This window comes from Mycobacterium sp. P2_H7 (assembly GCF_056403275.1).
Window position 1 is genome coordinate 80,290 of the sequence record NZ_JBFUFU010000015.1, and the last position, 20,910, is coordinate 101,199.

Annotated in this window: 20 protein-coding genes; 15 read left to right on the forward strand and 5 right to left on the reverse strand. The window is 67.4% G+C overall.

Features of this window, described 5'->3' with window-relative positions; genetic code table 11:
- The first annotated feature begins 31 nt into the window (after positions 1-31).
- From AC1DY7_RS22800 to AC1DY7_RS22815, 4 genes are read left to right on the forward strand one after another with little or no spacing between them, the layout of a single operon-like run.
- The gene (locus AC1DY7_RS22800) at positions 32-1,621 is read left to right on the forward strand and encodes a methylmalonyl-CoA mutase family protein (protein WP_477495996.1); all 1,590 of its coding nucleotides are present in this window, start codon (positions 32-34) and stop codon (positions 1,619-1,621) included.
- Position 1,622: 1 nt separating this feature from the next.
- Entirely contained in the window at positions 1,623-2,018 is a 396-nt protein-coding gene (locus AC1DY7_RS22805; protein WP_477495997.1) for a cobalamin B12-binding domain-containing protein, read from the forward strand.
- 1 nt (position 2,019) lies between these two features.
- On the forward strand, positions 2,020-2,976 hold the full coding sequence (locus AC1DY7_RS22810; RefSeq protein ID WP_477495998.1) for an LLM class F420-dependent oxidoreductase: 957 nt from the start codon (positions 2,020-2,022) through the stop codon (positions 2,974-2,976).
- A gap of 34 nt (positions 2,977-3,010) precedes the next feature.
- Positions 3,011-4,048 (forward strand): CaiB/BaiF CoA transferase family protein, encoded by a 1,038-nt coding sequence (locus AC1DY7_RS22815; RefSeq protein WP_477495999.1) that lies wholly within the window; start codon positions 3,011-3,013, stop codon positions 4,046-4,048.
- Here the strand turns inward: AC1DY7_RS22815 and AC1DY7_RS22820 are convergent.
- Positions 4,033-4,332, reverse strand: coding sequence for a 2Fe-2S iron-sulfur cluster-binding protein (locus AC1DY7_RS22820; protein WP_477496000.1), 300 nt, complete (start codon positions 4,330-4,332; stop codon positions 4,033-4,035). The genes AC1DY7_RS22815 and AC1DY7_RS22820 overlap by 16 nt on opposite strands.
- 109 nt (positions 4,333-4,441) lie before the next feature.
- Here AC1DY7_RS22820 and AC1DY7_RS22825 point away from each other — a divergent pair, with 109 nt between their 5' ends.
- On the forward strand, positions 4,442-5,761 hold the full coding sequence (locus tag AC1DY7_RS22825; RefSeq protein WP_477496093.1) for a class I adenylate-forming enzyme family protein: 1,320 nt from the start codon (positions 4,442-4,444) through the stop codon (positions 5,759-5,761).
- On the opposite strand, the gene AC1DY7_RS22830 is transcribed toward AC1DY7_RS22825, so the two are convergent.
- Complete coding sequence (locus tag AC1DY7_RS22830; RefSeq protein WP_477496094.1) at positions 5,751-6,488, reverse strand: SDR family NAD(P)-dependent oxidoreductase; 738 nt, start codon at positions 6,486-6,488, stop codon at positions 5,751-5,753. The two genes, AC1DY7_RS22825 and AC1DY7_RS22830, sit on opposite strands and share 11 nt — an antisense overlap.
- A 2-nt stretch (positions 6,489-6,490) precedes the next feature.
- Positions 6,491-7,255 (reverse strand): SDR family NAD(P)-dependent oxidoreductase, encoded by a 765-nt coding sequence (locus AC1DY7_RS22835; protein ID WP_477496001.1) that lies wholly within the window; start codon positions 7,253-7,255, stop codon positions 6,491-6,493.
- Between the two features lie 76 nt (positions 7,256-7,331).
- Between AC1DY7_RS22835 and AC1DY7_RS22840 the strand changes: the two genes are divergently transcribed.
- From AC1DY7_RS22840 to AC1DY7_RS22860, 5 genes are all read left to right on the forward strand, one after another.
- A complete protein-coding gene (locus tag AC1DY7_RS22840; RefSeq protein WP_477496002.1) occupies positions 7,332-8,468 on the forward strand; it encodes a thiolase family protein in 1,137 nt (378 codons plus the stop codon).
- A gap of 11 nt (positions 8,469-8,479) precedes the next feature.
- A complete protein-coding gene (gene meaB / locus AC1DY7_RS22845; protein WP_477496003.1) occupies positions 8,480-9,358 on the forward strand; it encodes a methylmalonyl Co-A mutase-associated GTPase MeaB in 879 nt (292 codons plus the stop codon).
- 73 nt (positions 9,359-9,431) lie between these two features.
- Positions 9,432-9,845, forward strand: a complete 414-nt coding sequence (locus AC1DY7_RS22850; RefSeq protein WP_477496004.1) for a Zn-ribbon domain-containing OB-fold protein — start codon at positions 9,432-9,434, stop codon at positions 9,843-9,845.
- 12 nt (positions 9,846-9,857) lie between these two features.
- The gene (locus AC1DY7_RS22855; RefSeq protein WP_477496005.1) at positions 9,858-11,003 is read left to right on the forward strand and encodes a thiolase family protein; all 1,146 of its coding nucleotides are present in this window, start codon (positions 9,858-9,860) and stop codon (positions 11,001-11,003) included.
- 57 nt (positions 11,004-11,060) lie between these two features.
- Positions 11,061-11,978, forward strand: a complete 918-nt coding sequence (locus AC1DY7_RS22860) for an enoyl-CoA hydratase (RefSeq protein ID WP_477496006.1) — start codon at positions 11,061-11,063, stop codon at positions 11,976-11,978.
- An 18-nt stretch (positions 11,979-11,996) separates the two neighbouring features.
- Here AC1DY7_RS22860 and AC1DY7_RS22865 read toward each other — a convergent pair whose 3' ends face one another.
- Together AC1DY7_RS22865 and AC1DY7_RS22870 are read right to left on the reverse strand one after the other, a co-directional pair.
- On the reverse strand, positions 11,997-13,628 hold the full coding sequence (locus AC1DY7_RS22865; RefSeq protein ID WP_477496007.1) for an FAD-dependent oxidoreductase: 1,632 nt from the start codon (positions 13,626-13,628) through the stop codon (positions 11,997-11,999).
- Positions 13,629-13,642: 14 nt separating this feature from the next.
- Positions 13,643-14,365 (reverse strand): IclR family transcriptional regulator, encoded by a 723-nt coding sequence (locus tag AC1DY7_RS22870; protein ID WP_477496008.1) that lies wholly within the window; start codon positions 14,363-14,365, stop codon positions 13,643-13,645.
- 99 nt (positions 14,366-14,464) lie between these two features.
- Here AC1DY7_RS22870 and AC1DY7_RS22875 point away from each other — a divergent pair, with 99 nt between their 5' ends.
- Genes AC1DY7_RS22875 through AC1DY7_RS22895 form a run of 5 tightly spaced genes read left to right on the forward strand, consistent with a single transcriptional unit; the run spans position 14,465 to position 20,909 of the window.
- Positions 14,465-15,340, forward strand: coding sequence for an alpha/beta fold hydrolase (locus AC1DY7_RS22875; RefSeq protein WP_477496009.1), 876 nt, complete (start codon positions 14,465-14,467; stop codon positions 15,338-15,340).
- Positions 15,337-17,022, forward strand: a complete 1,686-nt coding sequence (locus AC1DY7_RS22880) for a bifunctional 3-(3-hydroxy-phenyl)propionate/3-hydroxycinnamic acid hydroxylase (RefSeq protein WP_477496010.1) — start codon at positions 15,337-15,339, stop codon at positions 17,020-17,022. Before AC1DY7_RS22875 ends, AC1DY7_RS22880 begins: the two co-directional genes overlap by 4 nt.
- A complete protein-coding gene (locus tag AC1DY7_RS22885) occupies positions 16,946-17,887 on the forward strand; it encodes a 3-carboxyethylcatechol 2,3-dioxygenase (protein ID WP_477496011.1) in 942 nt (313 codons plus the stop codon). Before AC1DY7_RS22880 ends, AC1DY7_RS22885 begins: the two co-directional genes overlap by 77 nt.
- Positions 17,887-19,602, forward strand: a complete 1,716-nt coding sequence (locus AC1DY7_RS22890; protein WP_477496012.1) for an FAD-binding protein — start codon at positions 17,887-17,889, stop codon at positions 19,600-19,602. The genes AC1DY7_RS22885 and AC1DY7_RS22890 overlap by 1 nt, the downstream gene beginning before the upstream one ends.
- The gene (locus AC1DY7_RS22895) at positions 19,599-20,909 is read left to right on the forward strand and encodes an LLM class flavin-dependent oxidoreductase (RefSeq protein WP_477496013.1); all 1,311 of its coding nucleotides are present in this window, start codon (positions 19,599-19,601) and stop codon (positions 20,907-20,909) included. The genes AC1DY7_RS22890 and AC1DY7_RS22895 overlap by 4 nt, the downstream gene beginning before the upstream one ends.
- Position 20,910 lies beyond the last annotated feature (1 nt).

The following is a 20,910-nucleotide window of genomic DNA, read 5'->3' on the forward strand; positions in this document are numbered from 1 at the left end:
TTCTCATTTTTTGCAAGTACGTTATCCACTGATGAGCGAGCAAGTTGTTCCCCGGGTAGAGACCCCATCTGGCATCCCGCTGGCGCCCGTCTACGGACCGGGTGACCGCGCCGGTGAGCCACCCGCGCCTGGCGAGTATCCCTTCACGCGCGGCAACTTCGCGTCGGGATACCGCGGAAAGACGTGGACCTTCCGCCAGTATTCGGGCTTCGGTACCGCCGAGGAGTCCAATCAGCGGTACCGCTACCTGCTGGGCCAGGGCGGCACGGGTCTGTCCGTCGCGCTGGACCTGCCGACGCAGTGCGGCTATGACTCCGACGATCCGGAATACGGCGAAGAGGTCGGCCGGGTCGGCGTCGCGGTCGACACCCTGGCCGATGCCGAGATCCTGTTCGACAGCATTCCGCTGGACAAGATCAGCACCAGTTTCACCATCAACGGCACCGCCGCCATCCTGCTCGCGTTCTACGTGGCCGCTGCGGAGAAGAAGGGCGTGCCGCGGGAGAAGCTGACCGGCACCATCCAGAACGACATCCTCAAGGAATACGCGTCCCGCGGCACCTGGATCTGGCCGCCGACGCCGTCGCTGCGACTCATCGCCGACACCATCGAGTTCTGCGCGGCCGAAGTGCCGCGCTTCAACGCCATCTCGGTGGCCGGTGCACACTTCCGCGATGCCGGCGCCAACGCCGTCCAGGAGATGGCCTTCACCCTCGCCGACGGCGTCACCTACTGCGACACCGTCGTCGAGCGCGGCCGGATGAGCATCGACAAGTTCGCCCCGCAGATCTCCTTCTTCTTCTACACCCACGGCGACTTCTTCGAGGAGATCGCCAAATACCGTGCGGGGCGTCGTCGTTGGGCCACCATCGTGCGGGAGCGTTACGGCGCCACCACCGACAAGGCCGCGATGTTCCGGTTCGGTTGCGTGTCCGGCGGCGCCTCGCTCTATGCCCCGCAGGCCCAGAACAACCTGGTGCGGGTGGCGTATGAGGCGCTGGCCTCCGTGCTCGGTGGCGTGCAGTCGATGTTCACCGCCGCATGGGATGAGCCGTTCGCACTGCCCAGCGAGGAGTCCGCGACGCTGGCCCTGCGGACCCAGCAGATCCTGGCGTACGAAACCGGTGTCGCCAAAGTGGCCGACCCCCTGGGTGGTTCGTATTTCGTCGAAGCCCTCACCGATGCCACCGAAGCCAAGATCGTCGAGATCATGGCCGACCTCGAAGCGCACGGCGGCATGGTGCGCTGCATCGAGGACGGTTACCTGCAGGGTCTGATCGCCGACGAGGCCTACAAGATCCACCAGGAAGTCGAATCCGGTGAGCGGCCGGTGGTCGGGGTGAACAAGTTCGTCGTCGACGAGCCCGCACCCGACCTGGCCACCTACGAATTGGATGCCGCGGGCCGCGATCTGCAGCTCAAGCGCCTCGCCAGGGTGAAGGCCGAACGCGATCCGATCGCCGTGAAAGAAGCGCTGGCCCAACTGTCCAGGTCCGCCGAGGGGGACGACAACCTGATGCACAAGCTGATCGACTGCGCCAACGCGTACTGCACCGTCGGTGAGATGGTGGCCGCGCTCAAGGCCGTGTGGGGCGAGTTCCAGCAGCCGGTGGTGTTCTGACATGGCGACAAGAGTTCTGGTGGCCAAGCCCGGCCTGGACGGCCACGACCGGGGCGCCAAGATCGTCGCCCGCACCCTGCGTGACGCCGGGTTCGAGGTCATCTACACCGGTATCCGTCAGCGCATCGAGGACATCGTCTCCATCGCGCTGCAGGAAGACGTTGCGCTGGTGGGGCTTTCGATTCTGTCCGGGGCGCACGTCGCGCTGACGGCCCGCACGGTGGATGCCCTGCGCGCGGCCGACGCCGGCGATATCGCGGTCGTCGTCGGCGGGACCATCCCGCTGGGCGATGTGCAGAAGTTGCTCGACGCCGGTGCGGCGGCCGTGTTCCCGACCGGGACCGGGCTGGAAGCCCTCGTCACCGAGGTGCGGGCACTGACGGAAAAGGCGAGCTGAGATGCGTCTAGGCGTGATGATCGGGGCCGAGCGCGGCGACATGGCGCGCAAGGTCTCCAAACTGGTGTCCGATATCCAGTGGGCCGAGTCGGCCGGGTTGGACAGCGCGTGGATGCCGCAGGTGCCCAACGACTTCGACCTGCTCACCATGGTCGCGCTGATGGCGTCGAACACCTCGCGCATCGAACTCGGCACTGCAGTGGTGCCCCTGCAGGCGCAACACCCGATCGCGCTGGCCCGCCAGGCGCTGTCGGTGCACGCCATCTCGGCGGGCCGGTTGGTGCTGGGTGTCGGGCCGTCGCACCACTGGATCGTCCGCGACATGCTGGGCCTGCCCTATGAGAAGCCGGCCGCCTACACCCGCGACTATCTGCAGGTGCTGCGTGCCGCCATCGCCGGGCCCGGAGACGTTGACGTCGAGAATGATTCGTTCACGGTGCACAACCCGACCGTGCTCGGAGCCGACACTCCGATGCCGGTGCTGGTATCCGCGCTGGGCCCGGTGATGTTGCAGATCGCCGGCGAGCACGCCGACGGCACCTCGCTGTGGATGGCCGACGAGAAGGCGATCGGCGAGCACATTGCGCCGAAGATCAACAAGGCCGCCGCAGAGGCAGGCAAACCCGCGCCGCGCATCGTGGCCGGCATCCCGGTCACCCTGTGCGCCAACTCCGAGATCGAGGAGGCCAAGGACCGGGCCAACCGTGTCCTGGCCGAGGCCGAGACCTCGCCCAACTATCAGAAGTTGCTCGACCGGGGAGATGCCCGCGATGTGGGCGATCTGCTCGCCGCGGGTGATGAAGAGTCGATCCTCAAGCGGTTCAAGCAGTTCGCCGATGCCGGTGTCACCGACCTGTCGGTGCGGCTGCTGCCGATCGGCGACAATCGTGACGAGCTGATCGCGTCGAAGTACCGCACGCGTGAGGTGATCGCCGAGCTTGCCAAGCAGGTGCGGTGATTCATCGACACCGCCATTCCGTAGCCTCGGCGTCATGACAGGTCCGCTCTCCGGAATCCGCATCATCGAGGTCGGGGTGATGCTGGCCGGCCCGTATGCCACCATGCTGCTGGCCGATCTCGGCGCCGAGGTCATCAAGGTCGAGCCGCCCGGCGGGGAGATCTCCCGGCAGGTCAGCGACAGCTACTTCGCCAGCCTCAACCGCAACAAGCGCAGCGTCTGCCTGGATCTCCGTTCGGACGACGGGCAGGCGAAACTTGCGGCGCTGGTGGCTGATTCGCATGCGTTGCTGGTGAACATGAAGCCGTCGGCCATCAAGAAGCTCGGGCTGACGTACGACTCCCTGCGCAGGCACAACGAGAAGGTCGTGTGCGTCGCACTCACCGGCTACGGGCTGCACGGCGGCGACGACCCGGCCTTCGACTACGTCATCCAGGCTGCCACCGGAGTGGCGGCGATGACGGGCGACCCGCAGGCGCCGCCGACGCTGCCCGGCTATTCGGCGGCCGACAACTCCACCGGTCTGACGGCGGCCCTGGGCCTGCTGGCCCAGATCGTTTCCGGCCGTGGCGGGCAGGTGGACGTGTCGCTGCGTGACGTCATGCTCTCGCAACTGAACTACCGCGCGTCGGCCTACCTCAACGACGGCGCCGAGCCGCGCCGATACCCGTTCGGTGCGCACTCGTATTACGTTCCCGCGCAGCTTTTTCCCACTGCCGACGGCTATCTCGCGCTGTTCATCACCCACGACGGCTTCTGGAAATCGTTCGCGGGGGAAGCAGGGATCGACGGCTTCGTCACCATGGCCGAACGTGCCGCGGCACGCGATCAGGTCTTGGCCGTGGTGTCCGCGGCGCTGGCCACCGACAGTGCGGCGAACTGGGAGGCCAGGCTGAAACCGCTCGGCATTCCCGCTGCCGCGGTGCGTACTCTGCCGCAGGCACTGGCCGAGACCCCGGAGATAGTGGTGCAGGCCGGCGACTTCCGGTTGGTGGGCAGCCCGATCAAGGTCGAGGGCTTCGAGCCGGAGTACCGGCCGGCGCCGGTATTCGAGGGTCAGTCGTCGTCGTAGTTGACGACGATGTTGCCGGGATTCGGAACCGCCTGGCAGGTCAGCACGTAGCCCTCTTCGACCTCGTCGTCATCGAGGGCGTCGTTGACGCGCATGACGGCGCTGCCCTCGGTGAGCTTGGCGATGCAGGTGCCGCAGTTGCCGGCTTCGCACGCAAACGGCGGTGTCAGTCCGGCGCGGCGGGCGGTGTCCAGCAAGGTTTCGCCCGGGGTGACCGTCACCGTCGTGCTGGAACGGTCCAAAAGGATCGTCACCTCATCGGCGGGCACGGGTTCTGCCGTCATGACACTCTCCTGGGGCTATGATTCTGACAAATGGAGAATATCATTCTCCTTTGCGGATAAGGTAGTCGGCGTGAGGCCCGTGCTTGCATTCGACGACCGCGAGTACACCATGGCGGAGCTCGACGCCCTGGCCGACGCCATGGCCGGCGTCCTGACGGAGCGCGGTGTCCGGTCCGGGGACCGGGTCGCGATGATGTCGTCCAATCGGCCCGAGTTCGTCATCGCTTTGCGGGCCATCTGGCGGATCGGCGCCGCGGTCGTCTTGATCAGCTCGTCCTGGAAGCGTGCCGAAGTGACGCACGCGCTGTCACTGACCGCACCGGTGCTCGGGGTGGGGGACCAGCCGCTGCTGGCGGAGTTGCTGCCGACGGTGCACCTCGACGATCCGATCCCCCCGGCAGGCGGCCAGGCGTGGGATCCGGTGGCGCCCGGTGCCGACGCGCTGTTCGTTTTCAGCTCCGGTACCACCGGAATGCCCAAGGCGGTCCGGCACACTCACGCCGGGTTCGCCACCGCGATCAGGCACTGGCGCGACGCCCTCGGGCTCACCGCCGCCGACCGCATGCAGATCATGACGCCGCCGTCGCACATCCTCGGCCTGCTCAACATCGCCACGGTCCTCGAGGCAGGAGCGTGGATGCGACTGCATCGCCGATTCGACATCGACACCATGCTCAGCCATATCCACAGTGACCGGATCACCATCGAAATGGCGGTCGCGCCCATCGCGCTGGCGATCGCCGCACACCCCGAGCTGGGGTCCTACGACCTGTCCTCGCTGCGCTACATCATGTGGTGTGCCACCCCGGTGACCAAGAGCATCGCCGATGCGGTCACTGAACGGGTTGGCGTGCAATGGGTTTCGGCCTACGGTGCCAGCGAGCTGCCGGTCATCGCGTGCTGCCCGCTCGGCGAGGCCCGGCTGGACACCGTCGGCAAACCGGTGGCCGGGGTGGCGGTGCGCATCGCGGACACCGGGGAGATCGAGGTCCGGTCGGATTCGGCGATGGCGGGCTACCTGCCCGCCGCCGAGACAGCCTCGGCGTTCACCGACGGCTGGTACCGCACCGGCGATATCGGCCATCTCGACGAGGACGGTTGGCTGCACATCACCGACCGGCTCAAGGAGATGATCAAGGTGCGCGGCTTCCAGGTTGCGCCCGCGGAGGTCGAGGCGGCGCTGCACGCCCATCCCGCGATCGCCGACTGCGCGGTGTTCGGGATCCCCGACGCGGCCGACGGTGAGGCGATCGTCGCGGCGGTGACGGCACACGGGGTTTCGGAGACCGAGCTCGTCGACTGGGTCGGGGAAAGGCTTGCGTCGTACAAGAAGCCGCGGCGGGTGGTGTTCGTCGAAGACATTCCGCGGCTACCGTCGGGCAAGGTGTTGCGCCGGGTGTTGCGCGAGCAGTACGCCGTCAGCCCGTGATCAATTCCTCGGAGCGCTGCACCGTGCCGGTGATCCCGCCGGCGTTCTGACCGGCCAGCAGGACCGCCGCCGCCCCCATCGCCTCGGGCGGCTCCACCATCTCCTGTGGGATCTCGATGCCCATGCCACCGGCCTGCCAGCCCTCGGTAAGGACCACCCGCGACGGGCTCAGGCAGTTGACCGCGATGTTGTCGTCGCGCAGGTCATCGGCGAGTCCGAGATAGAGGCGTTCGGCTGCGGCCTTGGACACCCAGTACGCATTGGCGCCCGGCATGCCCACCCCGGTGGTGGTGATCGCCAGCAGCGATCCGCCACCGCGGGCGCGGACGTGCGGAATGACCGCCTTGGTCACCAGGAACACCCCGGTGAGGTTGACGTCCAGGCACAGCTGCCAGCGCTTCAACGGCGTCGACTCGATGGGGCCCAGCCACAGCACGCCGGCGTTCGCCACCAGGATGTCGATGCCGCCGAACTCCGAAACCGTCGTGGCGACAGCGTCATTGACCGAATCTTCGGAGGTGACGTCACAGGGTACGGCCAGTGCGCGGCCGCCGGCGTCGGTGATCGAGGCCGCCACCGACCCGATGGTGCCGGGCAGCCTGCCCTGTTCCTCGGAGCGGGCGGCCACCGCCACCGAGGCACCCGCCGCGGCCAGCGCGTGAGCGATGGTGGCGCCGATGCCGCGGCTGGCGCCGGCGACGAACGCGGTCTTCCCGTGCAGGCTCAGGCTCACCGGGGTGGGAACCGCAGCGCCCCGTCGAGGCGGATGATCTCGCCGTTGAGGTAGTCGTTCTCGATGATGCTCTGCGCCAGCTGGGCGTACTCGGTCGAGCGGCCCATCCGCTTGGGGAACGGAATCTGCGGGGCCCAGTACTGCTCCAGCTTGTCGGCGTTCTGGCCGTACGCCGGGGTGTTGATGGTGCCGGGGGCGATGGTGACGACGCGAATGCCCAGCGGGGACAGGTCACGGGCGGCGACCAGAGTCATGCCCAGCACTCCGCCCTTGGCGGCGGCGTAGGGCAACTGGCCGATCTGACCCTCGTAGCCGGCGATCGACGCGGTGTTGACGATGACGCCGCGGGCGCCCTCTTCCAGCGGCTCCGTGCGCGCGATGGCGGCGGCCGTCAGGCGCAGCACGTTGAACACCGCCGTCAGGTAGAACTTGACCGTCTTTTCGAAGCCCTCGAGGCTCAGCGGCGAGCCGTCCTTGCCGATCAGCCGGCCACCGGCGGCCGGGCCGCCGTGGGTGTCCACCGAGATGCGCAGCGGGGCAAGCGCTTCGGCTTCGGCGATCGCCGCGTTGACGGACTCCTCGGAGGTGGCGTCGGTCTGGATGTAGCGGATACCGAGCTCTTTCTCCAGCGCCAGGCCCTTGTCATCGGCCATGTCGGCGACGACGACCTTGGCGCCTGCGGCGTGCAGACGGCGGACGGTCGCTTCCCCCAGGCCTCCCGCGCCACCGACGACGAGCGCGGAACTTCCGGCGATCTGCATGTGGTTTCCCTTCTTGCAACTGACACTCTCAACTTGAGAGAATAACATTCTCATACCGGATTGAAACGAGATTCCCATGCCTGAAGCCGTCATCGTCTCCGCCGTCCGCGCGCCCATCGGCACCGCCAAAAAAGGCACCCTGCGCGACACCGACGCGTACACGCTGGCCGACCACATCGTCGGTGCGGTGGCCGCCGACCTCGACGGCAGGCAGGTAGACGACATCCTGCTCGGGGAAGGCCTCTACGGCGGTGGCGTCATCGCCCGGCACGCCGCCATCACCGCCGGTCTCACCACGGTGCCCGGTCTGGCCCTGAACCGGCACTGCGCCGCCAGTCAGGCCTCCGTGCAGGCGGGCGCCGCCGGCATCATGGCCGGCATGGACGAGCTGGTCATCGCCGGCGGGGTGAACTCGGCGTCCACCTCGCCGCGGTTCATCCGGCAGGTCGGCGAGGAATTTCAGCCCTGGTTCCCGCCCACCCATCCGGACCGGCCGGACGCGCCCAACATGGACATGTCGATCACCGTCGGCTGGAACGCCGCGGTGAAGGCGGGCGTCACCCGCGAGGAGATGGACGAGTGGGCGCTGGGTTCGCACCGCAAGGCCATCGCCGCGATCGACGCAGGCCGGTTCAAGGAAGAGATCGTGCCGATCGACACCCCGCACGGGCTGTTCGACACCGATGAACACCCCCGCCGGGACAGCACGCTGGAGAAGCTCGCCTCGCTCAAGGTGCTGCACCCCGAGATCGAGGGCTTCTCGATCACCGCGGGCAACGCCGGCGGTGCCAACGACGGGGCCGCCGCGCTGGCCATCGCCAGCGACCGGCTCGGCCTGCCTGCCCTGGGCACCATCCGGGCCTGGGCCTCGGTGGGTGTCGACCCGGCGTTCACCGGCCTGGCGCCGGTCGAGGCGATCACCAAAGCGCTTGGCCGTGCCGGTCTTTCGATCTCGGATGTGGACCTGTTCGAGATCAACGAGGCGTTCGCGGCGATGTGTGTGGCCACCGTCAAACTGCTCGACCTGGACCCGGAGAAGGTCAACGTGAGCGGCAGTGGCTGCTCGCTGGGTCACCCCGTCGCGGCCACCGGCGCCCGGATGATCGTGACGCTGGTGCACGAATTGCGCAGGCGCGGTGGCGGTATCGGGGTGGCGGCCATGTGTGCCGGTGGTGGCATGGGTTCGGCCACGGTCATCGAGGTCTCGCCCTAAGGTCTGTCTCGATGGATATTCACGAGCTCCTGACCGCCGCCCGGAGCGGATCGCAACGGGCCGTCGGCAAGCTGTTGACCCTGGTCGAAAGTGACCGCCGGGGCGAGGTGCTCGCCGCGCTGGACCCACAGCCGGTGCGCACCGTCGGGATCACCGGTCCGCCCGGTGCGGGCAAGTCCACCACCGTCGCCGTGCTGGTCGCCGCCTACCGGGCCCGCGGGATGCGGGTGGCCGTGCTGGCGGTGGACCCGTCCTCGCCGTACAGCGGGGGAGCGCTGCTGGGTGACCGGATCCGGATGGCCGCCCACATCAACGACCCCGACGTGCTCATCCGCTCGGTCGCCACCCGCGGACATCTCGGTGGCCTGTCGGCCGCGGTGCCCGCGGCGATCCGGCTGCTGGCCGCCCTGGCCTACGACATCGTCGTGCTCGAGACGGTCGGTGTCGGGCAGTCCGAGGTGGAGATCGCCGCCGTGGCCGACCCGACGGTGGCCATCCTCAACCCCGGTGCCGGCGACGCGGTTCAGGCAGCCAAGGCCGGGCTGCTGGAGGTCGCCGACATCATCGTCGTCAACAAGGCCGACCGCGAGGGCGCCGACCAGACGGCGCGGGACCTGCACATCGAAACCGGGATGCCGGTGCTGAAGATCATCGCCGCCGAGAACACCGGGATCGATGAACTGGTCGGCGCCATCGATGCCCACCACCGGACCGACGATGCGGGTCGGCGCGCGGCCCGGGCCCGGCTGCAGATCCTGTCCCTGGCGCAGAGCGCGCTGCGCGCCCACCCGGGGCTGGCGGAGCTGGCGGCCGAGGTCGCCGAGGGTGGCGCCGACGTCTACACGGCGACGGCCCAGTTGCTCGAGGGTGTCCAGGTCACGCCCGAATGAGAATGTGGTTTCCATCTTTCGGAAGTGCTACTGTACGAAATCGTTAACGTATTCTGTTGCTTCGAGGAGTCCGATGCAGAAGGCGCTTGCCCCCGAGATCTCGACCTGGCCGGACACGGATCCGCAGCTGATCGGTAGCCAGTGCGGCGCCTGCTCGGCCACGACGTTCCCGCGCCAGCAGCACTGCCCCAAGTGCAGCAAGTCCGAGATGTCCGATCTGCTGCTGCCCCGGCGCGGCACCGTGATCGCCTGGACCACACAGGGATTCCCGCCCGGAGCGCCCTACGCGGGCCCCACCGGTAAGGACTTCGTGCCGTTCGGCGTCGGCCTGGTGCAGTTGGGGGACGTGATCCGGGTCGAGGGCCGGTTGACCGAAAACGACCCGGCCAAGCTGAAATTCGGCATGGAGGTCGAGCTCACCATGGAGCCGTTCGCCACCGATGCCGAAGGCGATGAGCTCGTCACGTTCTGGTTCAAGCCGGTCTAGAGGAGTCCTGACATGACCAACGATGTAGCCATTATCGGCGTCGGGATCCACCCGTTCGGCCGGTTCGACAAGACCGCGATGGAGATGGGCGCCGAGGCCATCCAGGGCGCGCTGGCGGATGCCAAGCTGGAGTGGAAAGACATCCAGTTCGGCTTCGGCGGCAGCTATGAGGTGTCCAACCCCGACGCTGTCACCCGCCTCGTCGGCCTGACCGGCATCACGTTCACCAACGTGTTCAATGCCTGTGCCACCTCGGCCAGCGCCATCCAGCAGACCGCCGACACCATCCGGTTGGGCAAGTACGACATCGGTATCGCCATCGGCCTGGACAAGCACCCGCGCGGTGCGTTCACCGACGACCCGGCCAAGCTGGCGCTGCCGCAGTGGTACGCCAACAACGGTCAGTTCGTCACCACCAAGTTCTTCGGTATCAAGGCCAACCACTACATCCACAAGCACAACATCTCCGAGGAGACGCTGGCGCGGGTGGCCAACAAGAACTTCCGCAACGGCGAACTGAACCCGAATGCGTTCCGGCGCAAGGAGATCTCCGTCGAGGAGATCATGGCCTCGCCGGTGCTGAACTACCCGCTGCGCCAGTACATGTTCTGCGCCCCCGACGAGGGTGCCGCCGCGGTCATCATGTGCCGCGCCGATATCGCGCATCGCTACACCGACAAGCCGGTGTACGTGCGCGCCAGCGAGATCCGTACCCGCACCTACGGGGCCTACGAGGTGCACGGCACCTCGGCGCCGCTGGACGAAGATCCGTCGCCGACGGTGTTCGCCGCCAAGGCAGCTTACGAAGCCGCCGGCATCGGGCCCGAGGACGTCGACATCGCGCAGTTGCAGGACACCGACGCCGGCGCCGAGGTCATCCACATGGCCGAGACCGGCCTGTGCGCCGACGGCGATCAGGAGAAGATGCTGATCGAGGGCGCCACCGAGATCAACGGGACCATCCCGGTCAACACCGACGGCGGCCTGATCGCCAACGGTGAGCCGATCGGGGCGTCCGGTCTGCGGCAGATGCACGAACTGGTTCGTCAGCTCCGCGGCGAGGCCGGCGAGCGGCAGGTGCCGGGCAGTCCGCGCGTCGGGTTGGCGCAGGTGTACGGCGCGCCGGGCACCGCCTCGGCGACCATCCTGTCGCTGTAGATCGCACCGCGCCACCCGGTGCGGTAACGCCGTTCTCGCAGGAATAGAGTCTCGATCATGGCTGTGGAAGACACCGCAAACGCTGAATACCGCTTCGTCACATACGAAACGCTCGACGAGGGCACGATCGCCCGGATCATGCTGAACCGTCCGGAGGCACGCAACGCGCAGAACCGCGGCTTGCTCGTCGAACTGCACGACGCGTTCCTGCGCGCCGAGGCCGACGACGAGGTACGGGTGGTGATCCTCGGCGGAAACGGGCCGATGTTCTCCTCCGGACACGACCTGGGTTCGGCAGTGCAGCGCAGCGAGTACACACCGGGGCCGGATCAGCATCCGAGCTTCAAGGTCAACGGCGCCACCCGCAAGGGCGCGGAAAGCCTCATGCTGCAGGAGTGGCACCACTACTTCGAGAACACCCGGCGCTGGCGCAACCTGCGCAAGATCACGGTGGCCTCGGTGCACGGCGACGTCTACGCCGCGGCACTGATGCTGATGTGGTCCTGCGACCTGATCGTGGCGGCCGACAACACCCGCTTCGCCGACGTGGTGGGCACCCGGCTGGGCATGTGCGGAGTCGAATACTTCGCGCACCCATGGGAATTCGGCGCCCGCAAGACCAAGGAGCTGATGCTCACCGGTGACACGCTGTCGGTCGAGGAAGCGCACGCGCTGGGCATGGTCTCCAAGATCTTCCCGGTCGACGAACTCGCCGACAAGACACTGGAATTCGCCCGCCGGATCGCCAAGGTCCCGACGATGGCCGCCCTGCTGATCAAGGAATCGGTCAACCAGACTCAGGACAACCAGGGCTTCTACAACTCGCTCAATGCCTGCTTCACCATGCACGAGCTGAACCACAGCCACTGGGCGCAGGTGCACGAGAACAGTTTCCCGGTCGGCCTGGCCGAGGACGGTCTCGAGGACTGGAAGACCGCGGGTCCGCCCAAGTCGGCCGTCAAAGACCAGCCCTAACGTGTGATTTGTGGAGTCTCAGCCGTAACCATTACGGCTGCAGGTGGGGGCGGATTCCCCTGTGGCGGCGGCATATCCGCTGCGGTAGCCGAACACCATGGCCGGTCCGAGCGTGCCGCCCGCGCCGCCGTAGGCCTTGCCGGTCACTCCGGCCATCGCGTTGCCGGCCGCGAACAGCCCCTCGATCACCTCACCGTTGACGTGGCGCACCCGGCCGTCGCGGTCGGTGCGCGGTCCACCCTTGGTGCCCATGGCGCCGACGGCCACCGGGACCGCGTAGAACGGTGCGGTGTCCAGCGGGCCGAGCGTCTGCAATGCGGGGGTGGCCGCGGAGTTGTCACCCCAGTAGCCGTCGTATGCGCTTGCGCCGCGGTTGAAGTCGGGATCCTGCTCGTTCTCGACATTGCTGTTCCACTCGGCCAGGGTTCGGGCCAACCCGTCAGCGGCGATCCCGGTCTTCTCGGCCAGGTCTTCCAGGGTGGCCGATTTGTTGAACCAGTCGGGTGCCTCACCGCCCGGTTCGGTGCCCAGGAAGCCGTAGCGCTTGAGGTGCTGGTCGTCGAAGACGATCCAGGCGGGGTCGTTGAGGTATCCCGCGCGCGGGTCGAGGTGGTGGAACGGCCCGGCCATCGAGTTGTATTCGCCCGCCTCGTTGAGGAAGCGCTTGCCCGCGCGGTTGACGATGATGCTGCGCGGGCGGGTGCGTTCCAGCCGGACACTGCGGCTGCGCGGCTTACCGCCGAGGGTGTCGCCGGGGATCTGCACGATCGGCACCCACCACGCCTCACCCATGTTGGCCAGGTCTGCGCCGTGCGCCATCGCCATCCGCAGCCCGTCGCCGGTGTTGTTGGGCGGGGACACCGCACCGCGCATCGGCCCGCGAAGGTAGGCCTCCACCAGCTGTGGATCCCATTCGAATCCGCCGGTGCCGAGGATGACACCGCGGCGTGCCCGCACCCGGATATCGGTGCTGTCGAACGTGATTCGCACCCCGGCGATGCGTCCATCCTCCGAGATGAGCTCCGACGCCCGGGCCTCGGTCACCGGAGCGACACCACGATCCAGCAGTCCCTTGAGCAGTCCGGCGATCAGCGCGGCGCCGGCCACGCAGTAGTCGCCGACCAGATCGTCGGCGGCGGCGTGGATGCGGGCCCGGGTCTCGGCGTCGATCCCGACATTGCTGAAGTCCACCGGGAACGCGGTGATGCGGTCATGCCAGTCGCCGAGTCGCGCCAGGTCGAACGGCTTGGCATTCAGCGACCGGCCGCCGCCCGGTCGGCCGCCGGGCAGTTCGGGCTTGTAGTCGGGGAAGCCCTCGGCGACCTCGAACTGCAGCTCGCTGTGCGCCTCCAGGAAATCCAGCATGGCCGGACCGGTGCGCACGAACGTCTCGACCAAGCCGTGGTCCATCGCTCCCAGAGACTGGGCCTCAAGGTATTTCAGCGCGTCTTCGACGCTGAGGCCGGCGGCGCGATCATGCGACGGAATCCAGACGATGCCGCCGGACACCGCGGTGGTGCCGCCGACCGTCGGGGCCTTCTCGTAGATCGCCACCGACGCGCCGTTCACCGCGGCGGTGAGTGCGGCCGACAGCCCGGCACCACCGGTGCCGAGGACGACGACGTCGACTTCCTGATCCCAATCCGACACGTTGACAGGTCCTTTCAGCCGAGGATCTCGGAGAGTTGTTTGGCTGCACGGATCACGGCATCGCGGCCGCGCAGCACCACGTCCTCCCGGTGGGAGATGAGGTTGATGCAGGTGGGCGGCGAGGGCGGCCGCCGGCGCACGGGGACCGCCAGGCCGTAGGTGTCGGGCTCGATCTCGCCGTGGGTGATGACGTAGCCCTGTTCGCGGGCCTGGCTGACCAGGTCCCGCTCGCCGGGACGCGGCGCCATGCTGGACAGCAGTGCGATCCCCGCCGAGCCGCGGTCCAGCGGATAGCGGCTGCCTTCATGGAAGGACAGTTGGTAGAAGACCAATGTCGGGACGATGACCGCGATGGCCACCTGTTGATCGCCCTCGGCCACCAGCAGCGACACGGTGGTGCCCAGGTCGTCGGCCAGCAACCGCAGCGTCGGCACGCTCAGTTGGCGCACGTTGTTGTCGAACGAGGCGCCGAGCACGGCGAGCGTGGCGGCCGGCCGGTACTTACCGTCCTCGCCCTTGGCGATGAAGCGCGACTGCGCGAGTGTGCTCAACAGCCGATAGGCGATGGTGCGGTGCACGCCGACGAAATCGGCGACCTCGGCGGCGGTGACGCCGGCGGGCGCGCTGGCGACCGCTTGAAGCGCGGACAGACCCCTGGCCAGGGTCTGTGACCCGGCTGCCGCCCGCGCGGGGTTATCCGCGCCGGAGCTGCCGTTCAGTCCCTTGACAGACGTCATTGCGAGAGTGATGCTCTATACATAGTGCACATTGGTGTTCGATATTAGCACAGATGCTTCGCACTAAAAGAGAATGTGATTTCCGCAGGAAGGGACGGCATGACAGCGACTCCGGTGCATGAAAGCGTCTGGAGCGACCTTCAGGGCGTTGCCTTCACGCAGGGGTACCTCGACGCCGGCGGGGTGCGCACGCGCTACCTGCACGCGGGGGACACGAGCAAGCCCGCACTGGTCCTGCTGCACGGCTCCGGCGGTCACGCCGAGGCGTATGTGCGCAACCTGGAATCGCACGCCGAGCATTTCTCCACCTGGTCCATCGACATGCTGGGACACGGGTACACCGACAAACCGGGCCATCCGCTGGAGGTCGCGCACTACGTCGAGCACCTGCTCGCGGTGTTCGACACCATCGGCGCACAGAAGGTCTACCTGTCGGGTGAATCCCTCGGTGGCTGGGTCGCGGCCCGTGCCGCCTCCGACCATCCGGACCGCATCGAGCGCCTGGTGCTCAACACCGCCGGTGGTTCGCAGGCCGACCCAGAAGTCATGAAGCGCATCATCACGCTGTCGATGGCCGCCGCCGAGAACCCGGACTGGGGCACCGTGCAGGCGCGCATCAAATGGTTGATGGCCGACAAGTCCAAGGGCTACGACGATATCGTCGCCAGCCGGCAAAAGGTGTACCAGCAGCCAGGTTTCGTGTCCGCGATGAGCGACATCATGGCGCTGCAGGATCCGCAGATCCGGGCCCGTAACCTGCTCGGCCCCACCGAGTACGGCGCCATCACGGCCCCCACCCTGGTGCTGTGGACCAGTGACGACCCGACCGCCGATGTCAGCGAGGGCCGGCGCATCTCGGAGATGATCCCGGGCGCCCGTTTCGAGGTGATGCCGGACTGCGGACACTGGCCGCAGTACGAGGATCCCAAGACGTTCAACGAGTTGCACCTCGACTTCCTGTTGGGGCGGTCATGACCGAACAGGTCGACGTCCTCATCGTCGGCGCCGGACCTGTCGGTCTGACGCTGGCGAACATTCTTGGCCTGCAGGGTGTCCGGACCCTGATCGTCGAGGATCGGGACACCTTGATCGACTATCCGCGCGGCGTCGGGCTCGATGACGAGTCGCTGCGCACCTTCCAGTCGATCGGCTTGGTCGAACAGATCCTGCCGCACACCGTGCCCAACCAGATCCTGCGTTTCTACGACGGAAAGCGGGGCCTGCTGGCCGAGATGGCGCCCCCGGACGCCCGGTTCGGCTGGCCCAAGCGCAACGGGTTCGTCCAGCCGCTGGTGGACGCCGAGCTGCTCAAGGGTTTGGCACGGTTCTCTGATGTGCAGGTGTCCTGGGGCTCCCGGATGGAGAACGCCGTCCAGGACCCGGACGGGGTGACCGCCGAGATCCTGCGCGCCGGGACAACATCGACGGTGCGGGCCCGCTACCTGGTCGGCTGCGACGGGGGACGAAGCGCCACCCGGCGCATGATGGATGTGACCTTCGAGGGAACCACCTCCGAAACCCGTTGGCTGGTGATCGATCTGGCCAACGATCCGCTGGGGCATCCCAACAGTGAGGTCGGGGCCGACCCGTCCCGGCCGTACGCCTCCATCTCCATTGCGCACGGTATCCGGCGCTTCGAGTTCATGATCCACGCCGACGAGACCGACGAGCAGGTGGAACAGCCGGAATTCATCGCCCGGATGCTGGCGCCGTTCGTCCCGCACCCCGACCGCGTCGACATCATCCGGCACCGCGTCTACACCCACCATTCCCGGATCGCGGGCTCGTTCCGCAAGGGGCGGATGCTGCTGGGCGGTGACGCCGCACACCTGATGCCGGTGTGGCAGGGACAGGGCTACAACAGCGGTATCCGGGACGCGGCCAATCTGGGCTGGAAGCTGGCCGCCGTGGTCAACGGGCACGCCGGGGACGGCCTACTGGAAAGCTATGACGCCGAGCGGCGCAAGCACGCGCGCGCCATGATCGACCTCTCCACGCTGGTGGGCCGGGTCATCTCGCCGACCAACCGGCACGTGGCGACGTTGCGGGACAAGCTCATCCGCGCGGCGTCGGTGGTACCCACACTCAAGCGGTATGTGCTGGAGATGCGGTTCAAGCCGATGCCGAGGTATGACACGGGTGCGGTCGTGCACACCGAGTCGGCATCGGCCGTGCCCCCGGCGGGCACACTCTTCATCCAGCCCCACGTCGACACCCGCACCGCACAGAACCTGCTTCTCGACGAGGTGCTGGGCACCGGCTTCGCGGTGCTGGCGTGGAACAACAACCTGCGCGAACTTCTCGACGAGGCAACCTTCGAGCGCTGGAAAGCGATGGGCGCCAAGCTGATCGAAGCCCGGCCCGGCACCCAGCTGCACTGGACCGGACATGACGATCCGGACATCACCATCGTCGGCGATCGCACGGGCGCACTGAAGAAGTTCTTCGACGCCCACGCCGAATCCGTGCTGTTCCTGCGCCCGGACCGATGCATCGCCGCCGCCGGCATCGCCCAGATGTCCAACGACCTGAGCGCCACGTTGTTCGACGTTCTCTGTCTCACCGAGGGAGGTGAAACCCATGTCGCAAGTCGCCCTGTGCTGCATGTCGCACAGCCCGCTGCTGAATCTGCCGGGACCGTCGGCGGAACTGCTTGAGGACATCGACGCTCAGCTCACCGAGACCCGCGCCTTCGTCGCCGATTTCGACCCCGAGCTCGTCGTCATCTTCTCCCCGGATCACTACAACGGTTTCTTCTACCGGCTGATGCCGCCGTTCTGCATCGGCAGCGCCGCCACCGGCGTCGGCGACTACGGCACCTACGCCGGGCCGCTCGACGTGCCCGCCGCGCAGGCCAACGACATGGCGGCCGCGGTGTGGGAGGGCGGCGTCGACGTCGCGCTGTCGGCGGCCATGGACGTCGACCACGGGACGGTACAGCCCCTCGAGGTGCTCTTCGGTGACGCGACCGCCCGGCCCGTCATCCCGGTGTTCATCAATTCGGTGGCAACCCCGCTGGGGCCGCTGAGACGCACCCGTGCGCTCGGGGCCGCGATTGGTACGTATCTCGGTACTTTGGACAAGCGCGTGCTGGTCGTCGGATCCGGTGGGCTGTCTCATGATCCGCCGGTCCCCACCCTGGCCACCGCTCCGCCGGCCGCACTGGCGCGCATCGTCGGCGGTGCACCGATGACCCCCGAGGGCCGGGCCGCACGCCAAGATGCCGTGATCGCCGCGGCGCACGACTTCGCGCACGGCGAGAGCCCGCTGCAACCGCTGAACCCGGACTGGGATCACGCGCTGCTCGACCTGATCGACACGAACCGGTTGGCCGAGGTGGATGGCTGGACCAACGAGTGGATCGCCCGCGAGGCCGGCAACTCGGCCCACGAGATCAGAACCTGGGTGGCGGCATTCGCCGCGATGGCCGCCCAGGGCAATTACCAGACGCAGCAGCGCTACTACCGCGCTGCTCCCGAGTTGATCGCGGGCTTCGCGATCCGGACGGCGGTACCCGCGTGATGGCCCAGTTCGATCATTCCGTCGATGTCCTCGTCATCGGTTCCGGTGCCGGCGGCATGACCGCGGCCCTGCGCGCCGACGCATCCGGGCTGGACACCCTGGTCGTGGAGAAATCACCGAAATTCGGTGGCTCGTCCGCACTTTCGGGGGGTGGAATCTGGGTGCCCGGCGCGCCGTCGCAGCGCAAGTCCGGCTACGCGCCGGATCCCGACGGGGTGTTCGACTACCTCAAGACGATCACCGGTGGACTGGTCAGCGACGAGCGGCTGCGCACCTACGTCGAGACCGGCCCGGAGATGATGGAGTTCCTGGAGAAGTCCAGCACGTGGTTCGAGTTCGTGTGGAAACCGGGCTACGCCGACTACTACCCGGAACTGGCCGGTGGCTCCGAGCGCGGTAGCACCATCAACGTGCCCGAGATCGATCTGCGCCGACTCGGCGACGAGGAGCAGAATCTGCTCGCCCCGCTGGCGTTGGCCCCGAAGGGAATCTGGTTCGCCCCGAAGGATCTTCGGCTGTTCTACCAGGTGAGGCAGAACTGGCGCGGAAAGGCCGTGCTGCTGAAACTTATCTGGCGGATGTTCCGGGCCAGGGTGTTCGGCGATCGGATGGCCGCCATCGGGCAGTCGCTGATGGCGCGGATGCGGCTGGCCCTCAAGGAGAAGAACATCCCGCTGTGGCTGTCGGCGCCGATGACCGAGCTGATCACCGATGTTGATGGCCGCGTCGTCGGCGCGGTGGTCGAGCGCGACGGCAAGCCGGTGCGCGTCGAGGCCCGCCACGGTGTGGTGGTGGCTTCCGGTGGGTTCGACCACGACATGGCCTGGCGCCGGCAATATCTGCCACTCTTGGAGAAGGACTGGAGCTTCGGCAATCCCGCGGCCACCGGTGACGGGATCCGCGCGGGCGAAAAGGTCGGTGCCGCCACCGATCTGCTGGACGAGGCCTGGTGGTTCCCGGCCATGTGCTGGCCCGACGGGCGGCTGCAGTTCATGCTGAACGAGCGGATGATGCCGGCGCAGTTCGTGGTCAACGGCGCCGGGAAGCGCTTCATCAACGAGGCGGCGCCGTACATGGACTTCGCACACGCGATGATCGAGGGCCAGCAGTCCGGTACCGAACACGTTCCGTGCTGGCTGGTCACCGACATCTCGTCGTTCCACCGGTACGTCGTCGGCGGGCACCTGCCCATCCCCAAGATCCCGTTCGCACCGGTGCCCACCGGCCGCAAGATCCCGCAGGCCTGGCTGGACTCCGGCATCGTGGTGGCCGCCGACACCATCGGCGAGCTGGCGGGCAAGATCGGGGTGCCGGCAGAGGAGTTGCAGCGCACCACAACCCGGTTCAACGAACTGGCCGCCAAGGGCCACGACGACGACTTCAACCGCGGCGACAGTGCGTACGACAACTACTACGGCGACCAGACCCTGCCCAACCCGAACCTGGCGCCGCTGGGCAAGGCACCGTATCTGGCCTTCCAGATCATCCTCGGCGATCTCGGTACCTCGGGCGGGTTGCTGACCGACGAGCACGCCCGGGTGCTGCGCGAGGACGGCACCGTCATCGCGGGGCTCTACGCCACCGGCAACGCCTCGGCAGCGGTGATGGGCCGAAGCTACGCCGGCGCCGGCGCCACCATCGGACCCGCCATGACGTTCGGCTACGTCGCGGCACAACACATTTCCCATAACTCTAATCGAGAGGTAACCGCATGAAGATCTCGCTGTTCTACGAATTCGCGCTGCCCCGACCGTGGTCCGACGACGACGAACACCAGATGTTCCAGGACGGGCTGGACGAGGTCGAGGCAGCGGACAAGGCCGGCTTCTCCACCGTGTGGCTCACCGAGCACCATTTTCTCGAGGAGTACTGCCACGCCACCGCGCCGGAGATGTTCCTGGCCGCGGCCAGCCAGCGCACCAAGGACATCCGGCTCGGTTTCGGCGTCATGCACCTGCCGCCGCCGATCAACCATCCCGCGCGCATCGCGGAGCGGGTCGCCACCCTGGACCACTTGTCCAATGGCCGTGTCGAGTTCGGCACCGGCGAAGGATCCTCGGTCGCCGAGCTCGGTGGTTTCAACATCGACCCCGCCGACAAGCGCACCATGTGGGAAGAGGCGCTGGAGGTGTCCATCCGCTGTATGACCGAGGCGCCGTTCACCGGCTTCAAGGGCGAACACGTCGAGATGCCGGCCCGCAACGTCATCCCCAAGCCGCGGCAGAACCCGCATCCGCCGGTGTGGGTGGCCTGCACCCGCCCGTCCTCGGTGCAGATGGCCGCGCAGAAGGCCATCGGCGCACTGAGTTTCGCCTACACCGGGCCCGAGGCACTCAAAGACCGGGTCGACGGCTACTACAAGGAATTCGCCGAGCAGGGCGCGCCCATCACGCCTGCCATCAACCCGAACATCCTGGCCATCGGCGGCGACCTGTCGATGATGGTGGCCAAGAACGACGACGAGGCCATCAAGCGGCTGGGTATCGGCGGCGGGTTCTTCTCGTTCGGCATCATGCACTACTACCTGACAGGCATGCACACCCCCGGTCGGACCGGGGTCTGGGACCTCTACGAGCAGGCCGTCAAGGATGACCCGACGCTGGCCTACGGCCCCGGTCGCGGTGCGATCGGCGGGCCGGAGACCGTACGGGAGTTCCTGCGCGGCTACGAGGCCAGCGGTGTCGACGAGATCATCCTGTTGCTCAACCCGCGCAGCCACGAGGGCACCATGGAATCCATCGAGATCATGGGCAAGGAAATCCTGCCCGAGTTCATCGATCGGGATGAGAAGGCCGTGGCGGCCAAGGCCAAGCGGCTCGAACCGGTCATCGAGAAGGTCGAGGCCCGCCGGATCGCCTACAACGCACCGGACTTCGACGAGAACTACTCCTTCGGTGGCCTGCCCACCGGCAAGGGCGGCAAGTTCACCGCCGGTGAGATCCCCGAGGCGATGGCCGAGATCAACGAGGGTCGCGTCAAGGCGGCGCAGTTGGAGAAGGACAAGCGCGGAGCTGCACAGTAGT